Below are 15798 nucleotides of genomic sequence, written 5' to 3' on the forward strand. Positions count from 1 at the left end.
TAATTAGCCATGAACTGTTTGATGCCCTGGCTCTTAGCACCGGGATTGTCATTTCCATATCCTTCCAGAAGGTTTACGACACCCCACACGCCAAGACCTGCGCCGATTGCGACTACAAGAGTTTTTAAAGTTGTAATTGCACTGCTAAAAAATGCCATATACATTCACCAAAACTGACTTCTTTCAGGTGTTTACGGGAATGAAAAACACCGACTAAAAAGCCGGCGCACCTAATGTCAGTTATTCCTTTCCTCATTATTTTCGTTCATTCCCAAGGTTACTCCGACAGATCTACATGAATTACTTCCACCTCTTCTTCAGATTTCGGTGTGTACTGCGGATTTAACTCTTTCTCAACTTTGTATCGGTTCTTCTCGTTTTCATCTGCGAGAAGCCGATAGTTTTTGTGTTTCGTGATATCATATTTGTCCGAGAAAAATGGTCTGGCACCACGGATCTGCAGGATACATTTCCCTCCATCCATAACTGCGATTTCATCTTCTGTCATCAACTGTTTGCCTGTTTTCTGGTAATTCAGTCCAAAGGATTTCTGATTACTCCTTGTCTCCGAAGTGTTATACAGGTCAATAGTTTCCTTACCCAGAAGCTCGCTCATTTCCTTTAAGGTGGTTTTCTCTTTGCCACCAAGGAAAAGTGTAGTATCACAGTTGCCCAGAATGGTATCTGCACTATCCTTGTACATTGCCTTTAACTGGCTCTGTGACTGCAAAATAATAGAAGCAGAGATTTCCCTGCTTCGGATAGTTGCAATCAGCTTGTCAAACTGTGGAATCTGCCCGATGTTGGCAAACTCATCAGCGATGACACGCACATGAACTGGCAGTCTTCCACCATACTCATCATCTGCCTTGTCGCAAAGCAGATTGAAAAGCTGTGACTGTAACATGGCAATCACAAAATTAAAGGTTGTATCTGTATCGGACATAATCAAAAACAAGGCTGTCTTCCTGTCCCCGATCTTATCCAGTTCCATTTCATCATAAGACATGATCTCACGAAGTTCTGCGATATCAAATGGTGCCAGCCTCGCACCACAGGAAATAAGAATACTTTTGGCAGTTTTGCCAGCCGCCATTTTGTATTTTTTATACTGTCTGACTGCAAAGTGCTGCGGATCTCTTTCTTCCAGTTCCTGGAACATCATATCCACTGGATTCTGGTAAGTTTCATCCTCTTCACGGGTTTCGCTTTCATTCAAAAGATCCAGAAGGGTATTCAGATTCTTTTCCTCTTCATCTCCTTCATACCAGATAAAAGCAATCAATGCCGTGTACAACAGCTTCTCTGCTTTCACCCAAAAATCTTCGGAAGCTTTTTCCCCTTCGCCTTTGGTATTCACAATGATTGTTGTAACCAGCTTCAGGATATCTTTTTCAGACCGTATATAAGCAAATGGATTGTAATGAAGCGATTTGGAAAAGTTGATAGTATTCAGAACCTTAATCACATATGGTTCGTGTACCACTTTTCCTGATTTATCTTTCATAATACTTCCATTCTTATCTTTCTTAGGTGGTCCCTTTGCTAACATCTTCCCGCACTCCTCGATCAGAGTGCCTTTCGGATCTGTAATGACCATGGAACAGTTCATCTGCATGACTGACGGCTTAACGAAAAATCGAGTTTTTCCGGAACCACTGCCGCCAATGACCACTATATTTTTATTTCTTGCATACTTTGGCTGTTTAGGTCTACTTTCCATAGTCAATGCTTCTGTTGCTGTCAATGGAATATTCATCCAGGGATCTTCCGACATATAAGGCTTGATATCCTCTGCGGTTCCCCATCTGGCTGAACCATACTCGATGCCTTTCCGTAATTTCTTTGCGTCTGCCTGTTTCTGCCAGACCAACACTTTCAGAACGGCTGCAACAACAATACCTGCTAGCAGATCTTTCCAGTTATTGCTTAACACAAAACCAGCAAAAATCCGGTCTGCGTGTTCCATTGCATATAATAGTTTGTTCCCCATATCTCCTCCCGGACTGTTCCGGTAAAGAAAAAATGCCCGGTCAGCATAGAAAGCAGCCAGAGCATAAGGGATATTTGTAAGAACCAGTTTCTTTTTATCCAGGGCGGACAGCTTACCCCCGATTTTATTCTTCCACTTCTGCATCAGAGTTTTACCGCTTTTCTTTTTCATCGGCTCTGCTCCTGATGCCGGTTCTTTACTTTGTCCTTCGTCTTCTTTGGCATCATTGCCCGGTAAGCTGCAAGACGCTTATGAATGGAAGGCTTATTCGCTTTTTGAATCTGTTTCTGGGAAAACTCACGGAAAGCAGCATTTAGGGCATCCTGATCACGTCCCTTGAAAAATACCAGATAAACCGGAGGCTCTTTGCTCTTGTCTTTTTTCAGAGCATAATTGATCCCGTATTTTCTGGCATACCGTTCAAAGGACTTGATATTTTTGTCCGTGATCTCGATATTGACCATCCCGGCATTCTGTTTTGCCAGCTCTTTTACCGTGACCTTTCCCTGTTTCGGCTGATTTTTCTGTGCTTTCTTCTCTACTGATTTCTGCTTTTGATGACGCAGATACGCAGCAAGAACCTTTTTCAACAGGTCTGCCGTAATTTTAGTAGCCCGAATACAGAACGTGACCGTTTTCTGAGTTACCTCTTCCTGCATGACTTTTCCCTCCTTTCAGCGATTTAACTGCTGTCCAGATCTGTAATCATGGCAATCCCCCCCTTCAATGAAAAAGGACAGATTAACCGGTAATCAGGTACTGCACCTGTACGAGTTTTTCTGTCCCTTCTTCTTTTCTCTTGTCTTCCCCACCACAATAGATTGGAACACACATTTCAAGTATTCTGCTGTAAATGCGCTGATGGGCAGTATCCAAATCTGTAGATTTCATTTCATTCAGTCCCAGATTCGTTGTTACGATCAGCGGAAGCATTTTACAATAACGGCTGTCTATCACATTATAGACCTGCTCCAAAGCAAACTCAGAATTTCGTTCTATTCCTAAATCATCAATAATCAGCAATGGATAATCCACAAGATTTTGTATGATCTGGTTCTTATTTGCCTGATAGCTGGTCATTTCATTTAAGATCCTGGAAAAATTTGTCATCATGACACGTTCTCCCTGTTCCAAAAGTGCATTTGCTATACAGCCTGCAAAAAAACTCTTCCCGGTTCCAACTGGTCCCATCAGAAGCAGTCCTACATTTTTTCTCTTCATATCTGTCCAGTTTTCTACATACTGCCTGGCGATTAGTATCTTCTGGTTGCTTCCATTGTCATTTTCAAATTTCCATTCCCAGAATCTTCTTTCCCGAAGTCCGATGGATTTTCTCTGATAAAGCTGCCGCTGTGCTTCTTCCCGCTGCATCTTCTCATCAAGTTCCTGCCTGGCTTTTACCTCGCATTCACACAAACAGGACACTACATGCTCAAATCCCATCAGACTGACTTTCATCTGTTTTCTTTTTCCACAGATGCCACAATGAAGACATCCCTCTTCATCCAGATAATCTGCTGTTACTTTATTTTCCATCACAGGCTTTCTCCTTCCTGAAATTCATATTTGTCAATTCCTGCCCTGGCGCCATCCCGTTCTGCCCAAAGACAGATTGTTGCAAAATGATTCTGATACTCTTTTCCACTGGATTTCATATAAACAGAAAGATGATCAATCCGTTTCTGATAATCCCATGGAAATATTGTCATCAACTCCTGCAGTTCAGCTTCCGACAGAACAACATTTTTAAATCTACCATACTGACTGAATTTTTCTTCCAGAGCGGGAGTATTGCCCTTACTCTTATCAGTATGATTCTTTTCAGTCTTATTTATCTTAGTATTACTTACATCCAGATTCTTGCGTTCCGGACTTCTATTTTTTTGCGTTCCGGACTTCCAGTTTCTTGCAATCCGGATTTCCAATTCCTTGCAGTCCGGATTTCCAGTTTCTGGCGTTCCAGAAGCAAAGTATCTTACGGGCTTTCCTCTAATCCGTTTCACAAAATTTTTCACGTATATGACAGAGGGACGATTATTCCCCTGCCGATACCGTTCAATCAATCCAATCCCATGCACACTGTCAAGCTCATAAAGAAGCTTTGTCACTGTCGTATGCGACATTCGCAATAGTTCCTGCAATTCTGCGATCGTGTAAATGATATAGACATAACCATCACTATCAATCCATCCATTTTTCTTGGATAGGCTGATTCGATCAAGCAGAATTCCGTAAAGGAGCTTTGCGTCTGTAGACAGGCTTGCAAACTCTTTTTCTGTGAACAGAGCTTTTGGTATCCGAAAGAAAGAAAACTGGTCAGATTCTTCTGCTCTGAAATATTCAAAATCTGCCATAATATTTTCCTACTCTTCTACATCAAAATCACAATTTGCAGCACTGCCTGTACCATGACACATCTCATCAAATACAAAATTGAATGATTGAATCATTTCGTCCAAATAATAATTTCTGGCCTTCTTGTTACAAGCATACATATCACCAATAAAGCCTTCATCATTCCCCATCGCATGAACAAGGGTTTCCAGTACCTTCATAAACTTCTTTTTTGAACAGCTTTCATACTGTCTGTTCACATATTTCTGGATATCTAACACACGAGCAGGATTATTTTCATTTTCCTCCAGAATTCCAAATGCAAGATCCATACCAAACTCATATCCATCAGCCTTAATTTGATCAATATCCATCTCTCCAAGCTCATCCTGGTATCCTCGCTTTTCCATTGCAGTTAAAGACGTTTCATATTGATCAATATATCCCATATCCGCAATAGTTTCAAAAATATCTCTGGATGCTTTCACCATCTTATCCATAATAATTTCTCTTTCAGCCAGCGGCATATTTGCCATGATAGTATCTAATGTCATCATTGATTCTTCCTCCATCTCATTTTCATAAATACCATTGATATAAAAGTGGTTCGCCTTTCCATTGTTTGGAATGATACGCACCAGTTTACCAACCTGAACCAGTTCCTGTACTGCCTGATCTACTCCATACCGAGTCGTATTCAGGTCTTTCTTTATTTCACTTTTGGGATAGATAACAAACAGATTCCCGTTATGATCTACCCAGCCATTTTGCACCGCAAATTTCAAACGATCCAGAAATAAGCTGTATAGAATCTTTGCTGTATTTGACAGATTTTTGTATTTTTCCATCTGAAACAGCACCTTTGGCACCTGCAGACAATCTACCGGCATATACTCCATCTTACTCATTGATTGTTTCCTCCTTCTGTTTGTACAGCACTTCGGCTGAATTAATATTGATTTCCAGCATCCCTACAAACGCCTGATAGTACAGCAGGCATATCTGTTCATCCTCTCTTGCCAGATACAATCCTTCCAGTTCATTGGACGGATGTTTCATTCCGTATACTGCCTGACAGATATCATGGATTTTCTCACATTCCACACTTCTAAGATGCATCTCCAAGGTGTGATTAAATCTCTGCCAGTCCTCCAGTTTCTGATTTACTGCCATCATGCACTGGAACAGTTCCGCTGCTTCACATGCTGCTGACAGCACTACATTTTTGTTGTTGATACTTCCATCGGCATTTTTCATATGCCCTACCATATACGCCTGATCTACTGAAACCATCTTTTATCCTCCTCTATCTAAACGGCATTTCTTCTTCCATACCCTCTGGGATCTCTAAGAACCCTTCCGCATCTTCTGGAAACGGTGGTCTGTCAACCATTTTTGCACCTGCGAATTCAATCCGGTTTGCATACACTTCGGTGGTATAGATCTTTTTCCCAGTATCCTTATCTTCATAATTACCTGTGACAATCTCGCCTTCCACCATGACCTTCGTTCCCTGCATCAGATAATCTCTGGCAAATTCTGCTTTCTTTGCAAAAGCCTTTACCGGAATGAAACTGACTTCATCGGAATAATTTCTTCTGACTGCCAGAACAAACTTGGCAATCTTATGAAGTCCTTTTTCATTCTCCACTTCGTTGTATCCGGGATTTCTTACTAATCGCCCGGAAATAACTGTTGTATTCATTGGCTTACCCCTCCTATGCTTTCATTGATTTGTAACAGATACCGATACATGGTCCACATTTTCCATAGGCACATCCGTAACATTCATCTTTTTCCAACTCTTCTTGCTTCATTTCATCGGCAAACATTCCTAACAGTGTTGTGTAAATCTTTTTCATTGCCAGGAATTTTTCTTCTGCTTTTTCCATCTTCTCTTTGTAAAATGGGATCAGTTCACGAAGAACTGGATGGAAACGTTCATTTTCATCATCCCAGGCACAGGTTTTCATCATACAGCGTGGCTGTTTCTCATAATTGCCCAGATAATATGGACAGAACGTACAGCCTCTTTCTTTAACAATTGCCACCGGAATCACTGGCATCTGACTTTTGATTTCCTTTGTTACATGCTTACTTTCAATTCGCTCTCTCATCTTAAAAATCCTCCAAGAATATATATATTTGCAAAAGGGAATTCCCCTGAATTGCCTGTTTTTAAGCACAAAAAAAGAGGCAGACTTACGATTTTTATTTTCGCAAGCCTGCCTCTTATCAATCTAATATTCTATTTTCCAATGACATACCGTATAAACACGTATATCGCTCTGATCACATACACTGGAATCATGATGCTTCCAATCAATGCTCCAATAATGACACTTAATGCAGCCATCCCAAGTGTTGCTGTGGTATCCATTCCTCTCGGAATTAGAATCAACCGCATTTTATGTATTCCAAATGGAAGTCCGGCAATAAATACCCACCAGAACCAATCCGTCTGCCCACTGACCTTCATAATTGTTTTTGTCATCCAAAACCAGAATACCATAAATGCCAGTGGCAGAATTGATTTTTTAATTACATCTCCAATCGTCATTTCTTTCGTCCTCTTATCTAATCTGTTTATCTTCTGTACTTTAGAAAGATATGCCTGATATCTTTGCATCTGTCTATCATTATATCTTATTTGCTTTTCATATTCCACTTTATCATCCCCTTTGCTCTGTTTGTGCTTTCCACGAATCTAATAACTGGAAAATTATTTTTTCGATTTGCTCTTTCTTGTAATCTGGTGGAAAATATTTTTGCAGTTGCTTTTCTGAAAAACTGATTTTCTGATAATTCACTTTTGCTTCTCCTCTAAGAATTTTCTCTATATCTTCTCCAGTCAATTCTTTTTGCTGGCTAAGTTCTTTCAGTTTTTTTGCCTGAGATCCATTTGGCATTTTCTTTGTTGTTCCTATAAACGCCAGTAACAATGACTGCTCATTACTTTTCAAATAAGATAAATCAACTGCAACAGTAAATGGCAATTCATTTTTATCTACAAACTCCAGCAAGTAATTCGACAAGTAGGTCAAGCGTATATATCGTTTGATCGTACTCATTGTCTCTCCGACTTCTGTGCCAACCATCTCAGCTGCCCATCTTTTTTTCAACTTTGGTTCAACTTGGACCAAAGTTAAATCAGTCCGTCTACCCTGACGTTTCAATGCTTCATACTTCATGCGGTATGCAAATGCCTTCTCACTATATAGCAGATTTTCTCTTTGAATGTTGGAATCGACCATAACCACAGTTGCTTCATCATCAGACATATCTCTGATAATGACCGGCATTGTTTTCAGTCCTAATTCCCTGCAAGCATATTTTCTTCTGTGTCCCACAACTAATTCATAATCCTTTTCCCCTGAATTTGAAGGTCTTGCAATTCCTGGCACAAGAACTCCATATTCTGAAATACTTTCAATCATTTCCTCCATTTTATCATCCCTAAACACTTTAAACGGATGATTCTTGAATGTATCCAACTCGTCCAGCGGAATTTCTCGCACACACTCCTGCTCCTCTGACAATCCGAATAATGCATCTACCCCTTTGAATTTTATCTTTGAAGCACTACTTTCTTTCACTGCCATCACCAATCACCTCCTCTACCAGTTTTTTATAAGCTTCGGCAACACGACCTTTCGGATCGTGTTTATAAATACTTACTCCCTCAGCACTCGTCTCTGCTGCCCTTATCGAAAACGGGATTGCAGTCTTGAAAATATTGATATATTCGCTATAATTATCATGAAGCAACTCTATAATCTCTTTTGAAAAATTCGTTCTTCGATCTACCATGGTAAGTAAGATTCCGTCAATCTGAAGCTTTCGATTTATCTGCTTTCTAACTTTATATATGGTCTGCATCAACTGTTCCAATCCTTTAACAGGAAGATAATGTGCCATAACCGGAATGATAACCGAATCAGCTGCTGCAAGAGCATTTACAGTAAGCATTCCTAGCGATGGCATATTATCAATCAGGATATAATCATATTCTGGCGAAATTGTCTTGATAAACTGTTTTAACACATATTCTCTGCTCATAACATTTACCAGACTAACTTCTACCCCAGACAGTTCAATATTTGCCGGAAGAATGTCCATTCCCTCTTCATGGTGAAGAATTCCATATCCTTCTGGTAATTCAAGACCATTCATTTCACAATGAAGAATTGTCGCTACTGTTATTTCTAATTCATCTGGATTCTGATATCCAAGACTTTCTGTTAAACTTCCCTGTGGATCAAAATCTATTGCCAGAACTTTATATCCTTTTTTTACCAATCCGATTCCTAAATTCACACAGGAAGTTGACTTTGCGACACCACCTTTTTGATTGACTATTGCTATAACTTTTGCCATCTCTATTTCCTCCCGATTCGTAATGTATGTTTTGAAACTGCTTTTTCTGCCTTTTTCTGATTTTCAGCCTGCAATGTTAAATCATGCGTCTTTATCAGCAATGCCTCAAATCTTTCTTTTTCTTCCTGCTGTTCGTGTGCTGTCAAATCCGTTTCCAAATTCGTTTTTTGTGAAACGCTCAACTTATTTCTAATATTATATGTGTCATATCTTCTTCTAATGCAATTCGCTTCTACACCGGACAGTGTAACCAACTCTGACCAGGAAGACACTTTACATCTTCTTGCAATCGTTCCCCATGATGGTGTTTCTGGATTTCTACAAGCATCATATATTTTTGACGTTGCCGGTTGTATCCGTTCAAATTCGTTTTTAAATATTTCCAAAAAATCATATTGATCATCCACACACCTTGTTCCATGACGTCCAATCCTTACGTATTCCATCTCACCATAATAATCATTTAGAAATTCTCTGGCTGTTTTTCCAAAAAGCTTTTCAAAGACCATATGGCTTGGTAGCTCTTTATGGCTGTCACACTCTTTTATTCTCGGTGGTATACCATTATGAGATTCTGTCCATTCATCTAATGCTTCATATACACTGGCTGCATCCCATCTATCCAATGGCGTGGAAGAATATTTTTTTAGTGCCTGTATCACTTCCACAACTTCCTCCGTCTGTGGCAGACATTGCAGTAATTCGATTGCCTTAGGTATGGCTTTTCTTCTTGTCATAATTCTTGCCATAAAAAAACCTCCTTTGAATGGTCATCATCTCATTCAAGAAGGTTCCTATCAGAAACAATTCCGAATTATTTTCAATATCTTATCTATACTGTTATTTCAACATAAGATATCGAAATGTACATCTGACAGCACTGTTTTTTTATCCAATGCCTTTATCAGAAATCCCTTATTTTAAGGCTTTTCCGGTCATTTCCTTTATCGTACTCTATTGGCACGGCATATGTGGAAAATTTCACATCATAAGATGTATCAAATTTGTCCACTGCTTTCAGGAGTCCTATACTTCCAATCTGAAAGAGATCTTCCATATCCACACCACGTCCCACAAAGCGCTTGGCTGCACAGTAGATCAGTCCTGTATTTTCATGAAACAGGCGGTCTCTCGCCTCTTTATCCCCCTGGTGCGCACGCCTAATCAGGGCAAGAGTGTCCTCCGACATTTATCCCTGCCTGCCAATGGTCTTCTTCATATGAACAGTAGTCCCCTTGCCTGGCTGTGATTCTACACGTATCTCATCCATAAATGCCTCCATAAAGGTAAATCCCATCCCTGAACGCTCATGATCCGGCTTCGAGGTATACATCGGTTCCATTGCCTTCTCAATGTCCGCGATTCCGATTCCATAATCTGTAATATGCACATACAGTTCATTTCCATGATATTGTAATTTCATTTCGATCTTATTGATTTTGCCTTCATATCCATGAATGATACAGTTGGTCACAGCCTCCGAGACTGCGGTCTTCAGATCTGCCACTTCTTCCAGCGTCGGATTAAGCTGCGTACAGAAAGAAGCCGCGGTCACCCTTGCCAGTCCTTCATTTGCCGGAATGCTGTCAAATACCAGAATCATTTCGTTTGTATTTTCCTTCATGCTTCTTCCTCCTCTGCTGTCTGAATTTCTATATAGCGATGCAATCCGGACAAATGTAAAAGCCGGTCTATGTGGCGGCTTACACCAGCTGCCCGTATGCTCTCTTTGCGCATTCCCATTGCCCGGTATCGTCCCATCAGAAGCCCCACCCCGGAACTGTCCATAAATTCCGTATGTGTAAAATCAAAAATAATTGTGCGTATATAATTCTGATTTATAATATGATCCGTCTCCCGGCGTACGAGGTCCGTTACCGGATGATCCACATCCTGCGGAAGAACCACAGTAAGTACTGTCCCCTCAAGTTTATACATTTCCTGCATTTTCACTCCCCCTAACCTGTTTTAAAAAAGAATCCACAGACACACCACCGGCATCTCCCACTATCGCATCCTCGCGGAGCGTTTTTATGTAATAGGAACATTACGGAGTAATTTCCTATTACATAAATACAAAAAGGAGACATGCCATATGGCACATCCCCTTATCTGAGGTTCTTCTTATTGTCAAATTTTATTCGTAATATTCGTCTCCGTAATCTCCGCTGTCATCACTGTAGTCGCTTCCGTCGTCCGAGCTGTAATCACTTCCGTCATCATAACTTGTATTATCATAACTTCCGGCATCACTACTTCCATCCCCGCTGTCAGAAGATGTCTGTGCCGGTTCTGTGTCACCAACACCGGCCACACCGGTTGCATTCTTGATTGTTGTATAAATCGACTTCTGAGCATCTGTAAGGACATCTACATGTACCTTCTGTATCTCTACAGCTGCATCATCGATATCCTGCTGCTGATAATAGCTGAGTGCCATCAGAAGTGCCTGATAGCTCTCGCTCTTTGCCTGCTCAGTTGTCAGCTCCTGTGTCACTGATTCTACCGTATCGCCGGATTCCTTCGCTTCGCCCTGTGCTTTATTGAGCTCTGCGCCCTGACTTGCAAGAGATTCACTGTACTGCACGATCTGCTGATTAGCCTCCTGATAGATTCCCTGACGTATCGCCGGAACCGCAAGGAGCCAGAATGCCGCAGCACCTGCAAGAATCCCTGTAACCAGTATAAAAAACGCTGAAATACGTGAATGTTCTTTGTATATCGTCTGTGGAGCCATACGATCCACATTTAAAAGATCTGTATCTTCATCTGCCTTTATCTTGCCGGAACGGAATAAACCTTTTTTATTTTTCTTCTCGAGTTTTGTGGTCACTCCGGTCTGCTCGTCTACTTCACGTAAGAATCGAAGTGTTGTTGTATTTGTCTTATCGATTCTGGCAGCTTTTTTGAGGATTCTTCGCGCGCGGTTCCATTCTTCGTTTTTGATCTGGATAAGTGCCAGAAGATGATATCCCTTGATCAGCTTTGAGTTCTGTGCAAGGATCTTACGCAGCTGGATCGCAGCCATATCCTCATGCCCTTCCCTGCACAGAAGCAGTGCATGATTGTATTTCTTGATCGTTTCATTGATCGCTGCAAGCTTATTCGGGTTTGCCTGCAGTTTATTAATATACTCGGATGCCTGATTTCTTGTCGGCTGAAGGTTTTTGCTGATCACCCATTCGCTGAGCGCAGAAACTACCTCTCCCGTCTCAAAATAAACCAGTCCCAGAAGATTACGCGCCTGGATATTTCGTTTGTCATACATAAGGCTCTGTTTCAGACAGGCGATCGCACCGGAAAGGTCACGAATACTTGCCTTTTCCAGCCCCTGATTATAGAAAACTTTGGACAGGTAATCTACTTTTTTCTGAATCAGTACATTATATCCACAGTTCGGGCAGTAATCGAGATCCCGGTCTGTGAGAAATGCACCGCAGTTCATACAGTTCATGTAGTTCTCCTTATATTTACTTTATCCGTCGGTTACTCTTGGCTTCTCTTAAGACTTCCTGAAGTACATCCAGAATATCTGTCAGCTCTCTGTCATAAATCGCACCTTCAGCGTCTGTAACATCCAGACATGGTTCAAATTTTTTCAGTTCTTCTTCGTAATCGATCATATCGTTCTCCTTTATTTTCCGATTCCCTTCAGGATAGCCGTCTTGATCTCGCCTACCAGATAAAGAGAACCAACACAGAACAGCATTCCATCCTCGCCTTTCTGCTCAAGTGCCTTCTTAAATGCCATCTCCACATTTTCACACGCTTCTGCGCTCGGACATCCCTGCTCTTTAAATATCTCTGCAAGGTGTTCTGCCGGAACCTTACGGTATCCGCCCACCTGCGTTACGATCACATGACGGAAACTGATCTTGTCAAGAATCGTCCGGATCATATCTGTATAATCCTTATCATCCACTGCTGAAAAAAGAAGTGTCAGCGGATAGTCTTTCTGAAAATAAGCGGCAGTTTCAACAAATTTTTCGACACCGTCCTCATTGTGTGCTCCGTCCACGATCACACCCGGAAGAACAGTTTCCATCCGTCCCTGCCAGCGTGTCTCACGGATGCCACGGCGTACCGCATCTTCAGATGCAGCAATATGATTCTTCATAACCTCGATTGTTTTCAGCGCAAGCATACTGTTCATAACCTGATACTTTGCTATAAACGGTATGGAAAATGCTGTATTTCCATAATACTCATTCTTAAACAAAAAATCAATGCCCGACATTGTGTTTCGGAGGATCTTCGCATCCTCTCTCTTCACTTCATAGCACGGACTGCCAAGTTCCTCTGCTCTCTCACTGATGACTTGTGCTGCCTCCGGATCGTTGCCGTCATAGATTACCGGTACTCCCGGCACAATGATGCCAGCCTTTTCGCCTGCAATCGCAGTAATCGTGTTTCCCAGATACTGCATATGGTCAAAACTGATCGATGTGATCACACATGCCAGCGGATGTTCTACCGCAGTCGTTGCGTCCAGTTTTCCACCGAGTCCTGTCTCAAGGACCACGTAATCCACACCTGCGTCGGCAAATATCACCATTCCCATCAGAAACAGGAATTCAAAATACGTCGGATGATAACTGCCCTCTGCAACAAGTTCATCTGCGAGCTTTTTTACTTTTTCAAAGGCATGCAGAAAAGTATCATCTTCAATATTTTTTTCATTGATCTGAAATCGCTCATTGATCGTAACAAGATGCGGAGAAGTAAATAACCCGCAGGAATATCCTGCCTCACGAAGGATTGATGTCAGAAACGCACAGGTACTGCCTTTTCCGTTTGTTCCGGCTACGTGAATAACATTAAAACGCTCCTCGGGACTGCCGAGACGTCTCAGGCATTCTTTTGTATGCTCCAGTTTGTTTTTGGTTGTAAATTTCGGAGTTTCTTCAATATAAGCAACAGCTTCTTCGTAATTCATAAAAAAATTCACCACTTTATCTAATGTATTCGCAGCGTTCCGGTCTAAAAAAATCAGAACGCTACGATATCATTATATATGAGTGGTGAAAGATGTCCAGTACTAATCGTAATCTTTTATTCGTCAGGATTCATTTTCTTCCGTCAGAAGTTTCCATTTATTTTCAGAATACAGCATATATGCCGATCGATCGTAGCTCTTGCTCAGTGCTTTTTTCGTCGAGCTGTTGCTTCGCTGTGAAACGGAAACTCTGTCAAAATCGTTTAACTCCGTTCCTGAGATCATCAGCGTCGTAGGATTAACATATACGGTATCTACCCATTCTCCATTCAGTTTTACCTGACTGGACGGCGTGAAATTCGTACCCTTCAGCCGATAAGTGAAGTCCGTGTCCGAAACAAGTTCCATGGAATCCAGCGATACATCATAAAGGCCCATATGCATTTTGGTCCGCTCGAAAGTCTCTCCGTTTTCTTTATAAGAATAACGATCTCCATACAGCAGATCATACTGCAGTGTTTCCAGATCCACCTGATAGTTTCTGGTGTTTCTTCTGGCCTGATGATAACGGAAGATTGTTCCTTCATGAATTCCGGCACGGTCCATTACCTCAGCCGCCATCTGATAAGCTGCCAGATTGACGTCTTTCTTTTCCATGCCAAAATTGTCCCACATAACATACTGTGTCTGGAACAGGTATTTATTTTTCAGGTCTTCAACTGTCAGTCCCATAGTCGGAAGGTGGTCACCGTACATAACAAGGATCACGTCTTCCGGATAATCTGCAAGTGCATCTGTCAGTTCTTTTACAAAATTATCCATCTCATGGATTTCGTTACAGTAATATTCCCACTGATTATTCTGTGCTTCGGTAGCTGAACCGGTAACGGTGATCTCCGGATCATCGATCAACTGTTCTTCTGGATAAGCACCATGTCCCTGCGTGGAAATCGTATAAATATAATCCAATCCCTCCGTAGAATCCAGGCACTTGATGATCTCATCTGTGAGGACTTCATCCTTTGTCCAGCCAAGCGGGTTCTTATCGTCTTCCTCCGGCATATATTCTGCCGAAGTAAAAGTATCAAATCCAAGATTTGGGAAAATACTCCTTCTTCCATAGAAATTGGCTTCATTGTTATGTACCGCATGTGTGGTATAACCCAGGTTTTTCAGTACATAAGGTGCACTTTCGCAAGTCGTTTCTTTCAGAATACTCTTATATGGATACTCACCCGGTCCGAAATAATGCAGACTCATACCGGTGATTGATTCAAACTCAGTATTTGCAGTACCGGCACCTACGGACGGAACTTTATAATAACCGGAGGTATACTCCTTCATGAGTTTCCGGAAATTCGGAATCGGATCTTCCGAAACCTTCAGATAATTGACCAGTGTCGGATCAAAGAAAGATTCCAGCTGCAGGAAAATGATGTTCGGCTTACTGCTCTCGCTTGTCGCCGGAAGATTGTCTTCCGTCTTCTCAATTCTCTGGATTTCCTTTTCGGAATAATCCCTCGGACAGCTGATTCCTGTATCAAAGATCGTAACTGCCAGACAATATGGATATCCGTAATCCTCATAGGCAAATGCAATATTACCAAAGTAATTGGAAAGTACTCTCTTATCCAGAGCAAGCTGTGTAATTCCTGCAAATGCCGCCACAGCGACAACTACCATTAAAAGATCATAGCGAAATTTCACTCTGCGTTTATACTTCGGACCCCTGACAAGAAGCGCCAGAAGAATAATGACAAACAGCCCCAGCACGATCAATGCAATTATCACGCCCCATGCAGGCAGATACTTGTTTAAGATTGCCATACCATCTGTCAGAAGATGCAGATCGGGACCGGTAAACGGTGTAACCCTGTTTGCAAGGATTATGCCGTTTATGATTCCGAGAAGCAGCCAGAATATTGCGATCAGCACTCGCCAGAATGTCCTCCGGCGGAACAGATACGCGATCAGGCTGGTGACAAAGATCAGTCCCGCATTATATGCAAATACCAGCGGTTTTCCTGTCATATAATTCCATGCCTCTATGAAAGAATGGCGGCTGATCGCTTCGATCAGGAAGTAACCGGCGGCACTGCCAAGTACATGAAGCAGCAAAGAAATCTTATTGCACACTTTATACAATCTCATCCAAATG

General features: G+C 41.6%; 19 protein-coding genes and 1 pseudogene. All 20 read right to left on the bottom strand.

Going from position 1 to position 15798, the window contains the following annotated elements; translation table 11 throughout:
* Positions 1 to 5: 5 nt before the first annotated feature.
* Positions 6 to 158, bottom strand: a pseudogene (locus tag DWW86_RS09920) (Maff2 family mobile element protein); the annotation flags it as partial.
* 119 nt (positions 159 to 277) lie between these two features.
* Complete coding sequence (locus DWW86_RS09925) at positions 278 to 2137, bottom strand: VirD4-like conjugal transfer protein, CD1115 family (RefSeq protein ID WP_353652693.1); 1860 nt, start codon at positions 2135 to 2137, stop codon at positions 278 to 280.
* 23 nt (positions 2138 to 2160) lie between these two features.
* The gene (locus DWW86_RS09930; RefSeq protein ID WP_117579922.1) at positions 2161 to 2652 is read right to left on the bottom strand and encodes a PcfB family protein; all 492 of its coding nucleotides are present in this window, start codon (positions 2650 to 2652) and stop codon (positions 2161 to 2163) included.
* Between the two features lie 82 nt (positions 2653 to 2734).
* The gene (locus DWW86_RS09935; protein WP_117579924.1) at positions 2735 to 3529 is read right to left on the bottom strand and encodes an ATP-binding protein; all 795 of its coding nucleotides are present in this window, start codon (positions 3527 to 3529) and stop codon (positions 2735 to 2737) included.
* Complete coding sequence (locus DWW86_RS09940; RefSeq protein ID WP_117942950.1) at positions 3529 to 4347, bottom strand: replication initiator protein A; 819 nt, start codon at positions 4345 to 4347, stop codon at positions 3529 to 3531. Before DWW86_RS09940 ends, DWW86_RS09935 begins: the two co-directional genes overlap by 1 nt.
* 9 nt (positions 4348 to 4356) lie before the next feature.
* Positions 4357 to 5235 (bottom strand): replication initiator protein A, encoded by an 879-nt coding sequence (locus tag DWW86_RS09945; protein WP_024728267.1) that lies wholly within the window; start codon positions 5233 to 5235, stop codon positions 4357 to 4359.
* Entirely contained in the window at positions 5228 to 5620 is a 393-nt protein-coding gene (locus tag DWW86_RS09950; RefSeq protein WP_117942951.1) for a hypothetical protein, read from the bottom strand. The genes DWW86_RS09945 and DWW86_RS09950 overlap by 8 nt, the downstream gene beginning before the upstream one ends.
* A 13-nt stretch (positions 5621 to 5633) precedes the next feature.
* Positions 5634 to 6032: a single-stranded DNA-binding protein gene (locus DWW86_RS09955; RefSeq protein WP_005344165.1), complete on the bottom strand. Its 399-nt coding sequence runs from the start codon at positions 6030 to 6032 to the stop codon at positions 5634 to 5636.
* Between the two features lie 13 nt (positions 6033 to 6045).
* On the bottom strand, positions 6046 to 6444 hold the full coding sequence (locus DWW86_RS09960; protein ID WP_008688044.1) for a hypothetical protein: 399 nt from the start codon (positions 6442 to 6444) through the stop codon (positions 6046 to 6048).
* 131 nt (positions 6445 to 6575) lie between these two features.
* Positions 6576 to 6887: a DUF6050 family protein gene (locus DWW86_RS09965; protein WP_008688043.1), complete on the bottom strand. Its 312-nt coding sequence runs from the start codon at positions 6885 to 6887 to the stop codon at positions 6576 to 6578.
* Between the two features lie 112 nt (positions 6888 to 6999).
* On the bottom strand, positions 7000 to 7929 hold the full coding sequence (locus tag DWW86_RS09970; RefSeq protein WP_008688042.1) for a ParB/RepB/Spo0J family partition protein: 930 nt from the start codon (positions 7927 to 7929) through the stop codon (positions 7000 to 7002).
* On the bottom strand, positions 7910 to 8704 hold the full coding sequence (locus DWW86_RS09975) for a ParA family protein (protein ID WP_117942952.1): 795 nt from the start codon (positions 8702 to 8704) through the stop codon (positions 7910 to 7912). The genes DWW86_RS09970 and DWW86_RS09975 overlap by 20 nt, the downstream gene beginning before the upstream one ends.
* A gap of 2 nt (positions 8705 to 8706) precedes the next feature.
* A complete protein-coding gene (locus DWW86_RS09980) occupies positions 8707 to 9453 on the bottom strand; it encodes a hypothetical protein (protein WP_008688040.1) in 747 nt (248 codons plus the stop codon).
* Between the two features lie 155 nt (positions 9454 to 9608).
* Complete coding sequence (locus DWW86_RS09985; RefSeq protein ID WP_117942953.1) at positions 9609 to 9893, bottom strand: sigma-70 family RNA polymerase sigma factor; 285 nt, start codon at positions 9891 to 9893, stop codon at positions 9609 to 9611.
* Entirely contained in the window at positions 9894 to 10328 is a 435-nt protein-coding gene (spoIIAB, locus tag DWW86_RS09990) for an anti-sigma F factor (protein WP_072521765.1), read from the bottom strand.
* The gene (locus DWW86_RS09995; RefSeq protein WP_072521766.1) at positions 10325 to 10651 is read right to left on the bottom strand and encodes an anti-sigma factor antagonist; all 327 of its coding nucleotides are present in this window, start codon (positions 10649 to 10651) and stop codon (positions 10325 to 10327) included. Before DWW86_RS09995 ends, spoIIAB begins: the two co-directional genes overlap by 4 nt.
* Before the next feature lie 190 nt (positions 10652 to 10841).
* A complete protein-coding gene (locus DWW86_RS10000; RefSeq protein WP_117942954.1) occupies positions 10842 to 12158 on the bottom strand; it encodes a tetratricopeptide repeat protein in 1317 nt (438 codons plus the stop codon).
* A gap of 16 nt (positions 12159 to 12174) precedes the next feature.
* Positions 12175 to 12327: a hypothetical protein gene (locus DWW86_RS17140; RefSeq protein ID WP_015542233.1), complete on the bottom strand. Its 153-nt coding sequence runs from the start codon at positions 12325 to 12327 to the stop codon at positions 12175 to 12177.
* Positions 12328 to 12338: 11 nt separating this feature from the next.
* A complete protein-coding gene (locus DWW86_RS10005; RefSeq protein ID WP_072521768.1) occupies positions 12339 to 13640 on the bottom strand; it encodes a bifunctional folylpolyglutamate synthase/dihydrofolate synthase in 1302 nt (433 codons plus the stop codon).
* A 123-nt stretch (positions 13641 to 13763) separates the two neighbouring features.
* Positions 13764 to 15791, bottom strand: a complete 2028-nt coding sequence (locus DWW86_RS10010; RefSeq protein WP_072521769.1) for a sulfatase-like hydrolase/transferase — start codon at positions 15789 to 15791, stop codon at positions 13764 to 13766.
* Positions 15792 to 15798: the final 7 nt, after the last annotated feature.

The sequence above is a fragment of the Ruminococcus sp. AF17-22AC genome (assembly GCF_003460065.1).
Taxonomy (GTDB): domain Bacteria; phylum Bacillota; class Clostridia; order Lachnospirales; family Lachnospiraceae; genus Blautia_A.

Coding starts and splice junctions, on each gene's coding strand:
- spoIIAB (WP_072521765.1), bottom strand. CDS start 10,328: ATGAAGGAAAATACAAACGAAATGATTCTGGTATTTGACAGCATTCCG.
- DWW86_RS09930 (WP_117579922.1), bottom strand. CDS start 2,652: ATGCAGGAAGAGGTAACTCAGAAAACGGTCACGTTCTGTATTCGGGCT.
- DWW86_RS09955 (WP_005344165.1), bottom strand. CDS start 6,032: ATGAATACAACAGTTATTTCCGGGCGATTAGTAAGAAATCCCGGATAC.
- DWW86_RS09980 (WP_008688040.1), bottom strand. CDS start 9,453: ATGGCAAGAATTATGACAAGAAGAAAAGCCATACCTAAGGCAATCGAA.
- DWW86_RS09975 (WP_117942952.1), bottom strand. CDS start 8,704: ATGGCAAAAGTTATAGCAATAGTCAATCAAAAAGGTGGTGTCGCAAAG.
- DWW86_RS09995 (WP_072521766.1), bottom strand. CDS start 10,651: ATGCAGGAAATGTATAAACTTGAGGGGACAGTACTTACTGTGGTTCTT.
- DWW86_RS10010 (WP_072521769.1), bottom strand. CDS start 15,791: ATGAGATTGTATAAAGTGTGCAATAAGATTTCTTTGCTGCTTCATGTA.
- DWW86_RS17140 (WP_015542233.1), bottom strand. CDS start 12,327: ATGATCGATTACGAAGAAGAACTGAAAAAATTTGAACCATGTCTGGAT.
- DWW86_RS09985 (WP_117942953.1), bottom strand. CDS start 9,893: ATGTCGGAGGACACTCTTGCCCTGATTAGGCGTGCGCACCAGGGGGAT.
- DWW86_RS10005 (WP_072521768.1), bottom strand. CDS start 13,640: ATGAATTACGAAGAAGCTGTTGCTTATATTGAAGAAACTCCGAAATTT.
- DWW86_RS10000 (WP_117942954.1), bottom strand. CDS start 12,158: ATGAACTGTATGAACTGCGGTGCATTTCTCACAGACCGGGATCTCGAT.
- DWW86_RS09940 (WP_117942950.1), bottom strand. CDS start 4,347: ATGGCAGATTTTGAATATTTCAGAGCAGAAGAATCTGACCAGTTTTCT.
- DWW86_RS09945 (WP_024728267.1), bottom strand. CDS start 5,235: ATGAGTAAGATGGAGTATATGCCGGTAGATTGTCTGCAGGTGCCAAAG.
- DWW86_RS09950 (WP_117942951.1), bottom strand. CDS start 5,620: ATGGTTTCAGTAGATCAGGCGTATATGGTAGGGCATATGAAAAATGCC.
- DWW86_RS09925 (WP_353652693.1), bottom strand. CDS start 2,137: ATGCAGAAGTGGAAGAATAAAATCGGGGGTAAGCTGTCCGCCCTGGAT.
- DWW86_RS09965 (WP_008688043.1), bottom strand. CDS start 6,887: ATGACGATTGGAGATGTAATTAAAAAATCAATTCTGCCACTGGCATTT.
- DWW86_RS09970 (WP_008688042.1), bottom strand. CDS start 7,929: ATGGCAGTGAAAGAAAGTAGTGCTTCAAAGATAAAATTCAAAGGGGTA.
- DWW86_RS09960 (WP_008688044.1), bottom strand. CDS start 6,444: ATGAGAGAGCGAATTGAAAGTAAGCATGTAACAAAGGAAATCAAAAGT.
- DWW86_RS09935 (WP_117579924.1), bottom strand. CDS start 3,529: ATGGAAAATAAAGTAACAGCAGATTATCTGGATGAAGAGGGATGTCTT.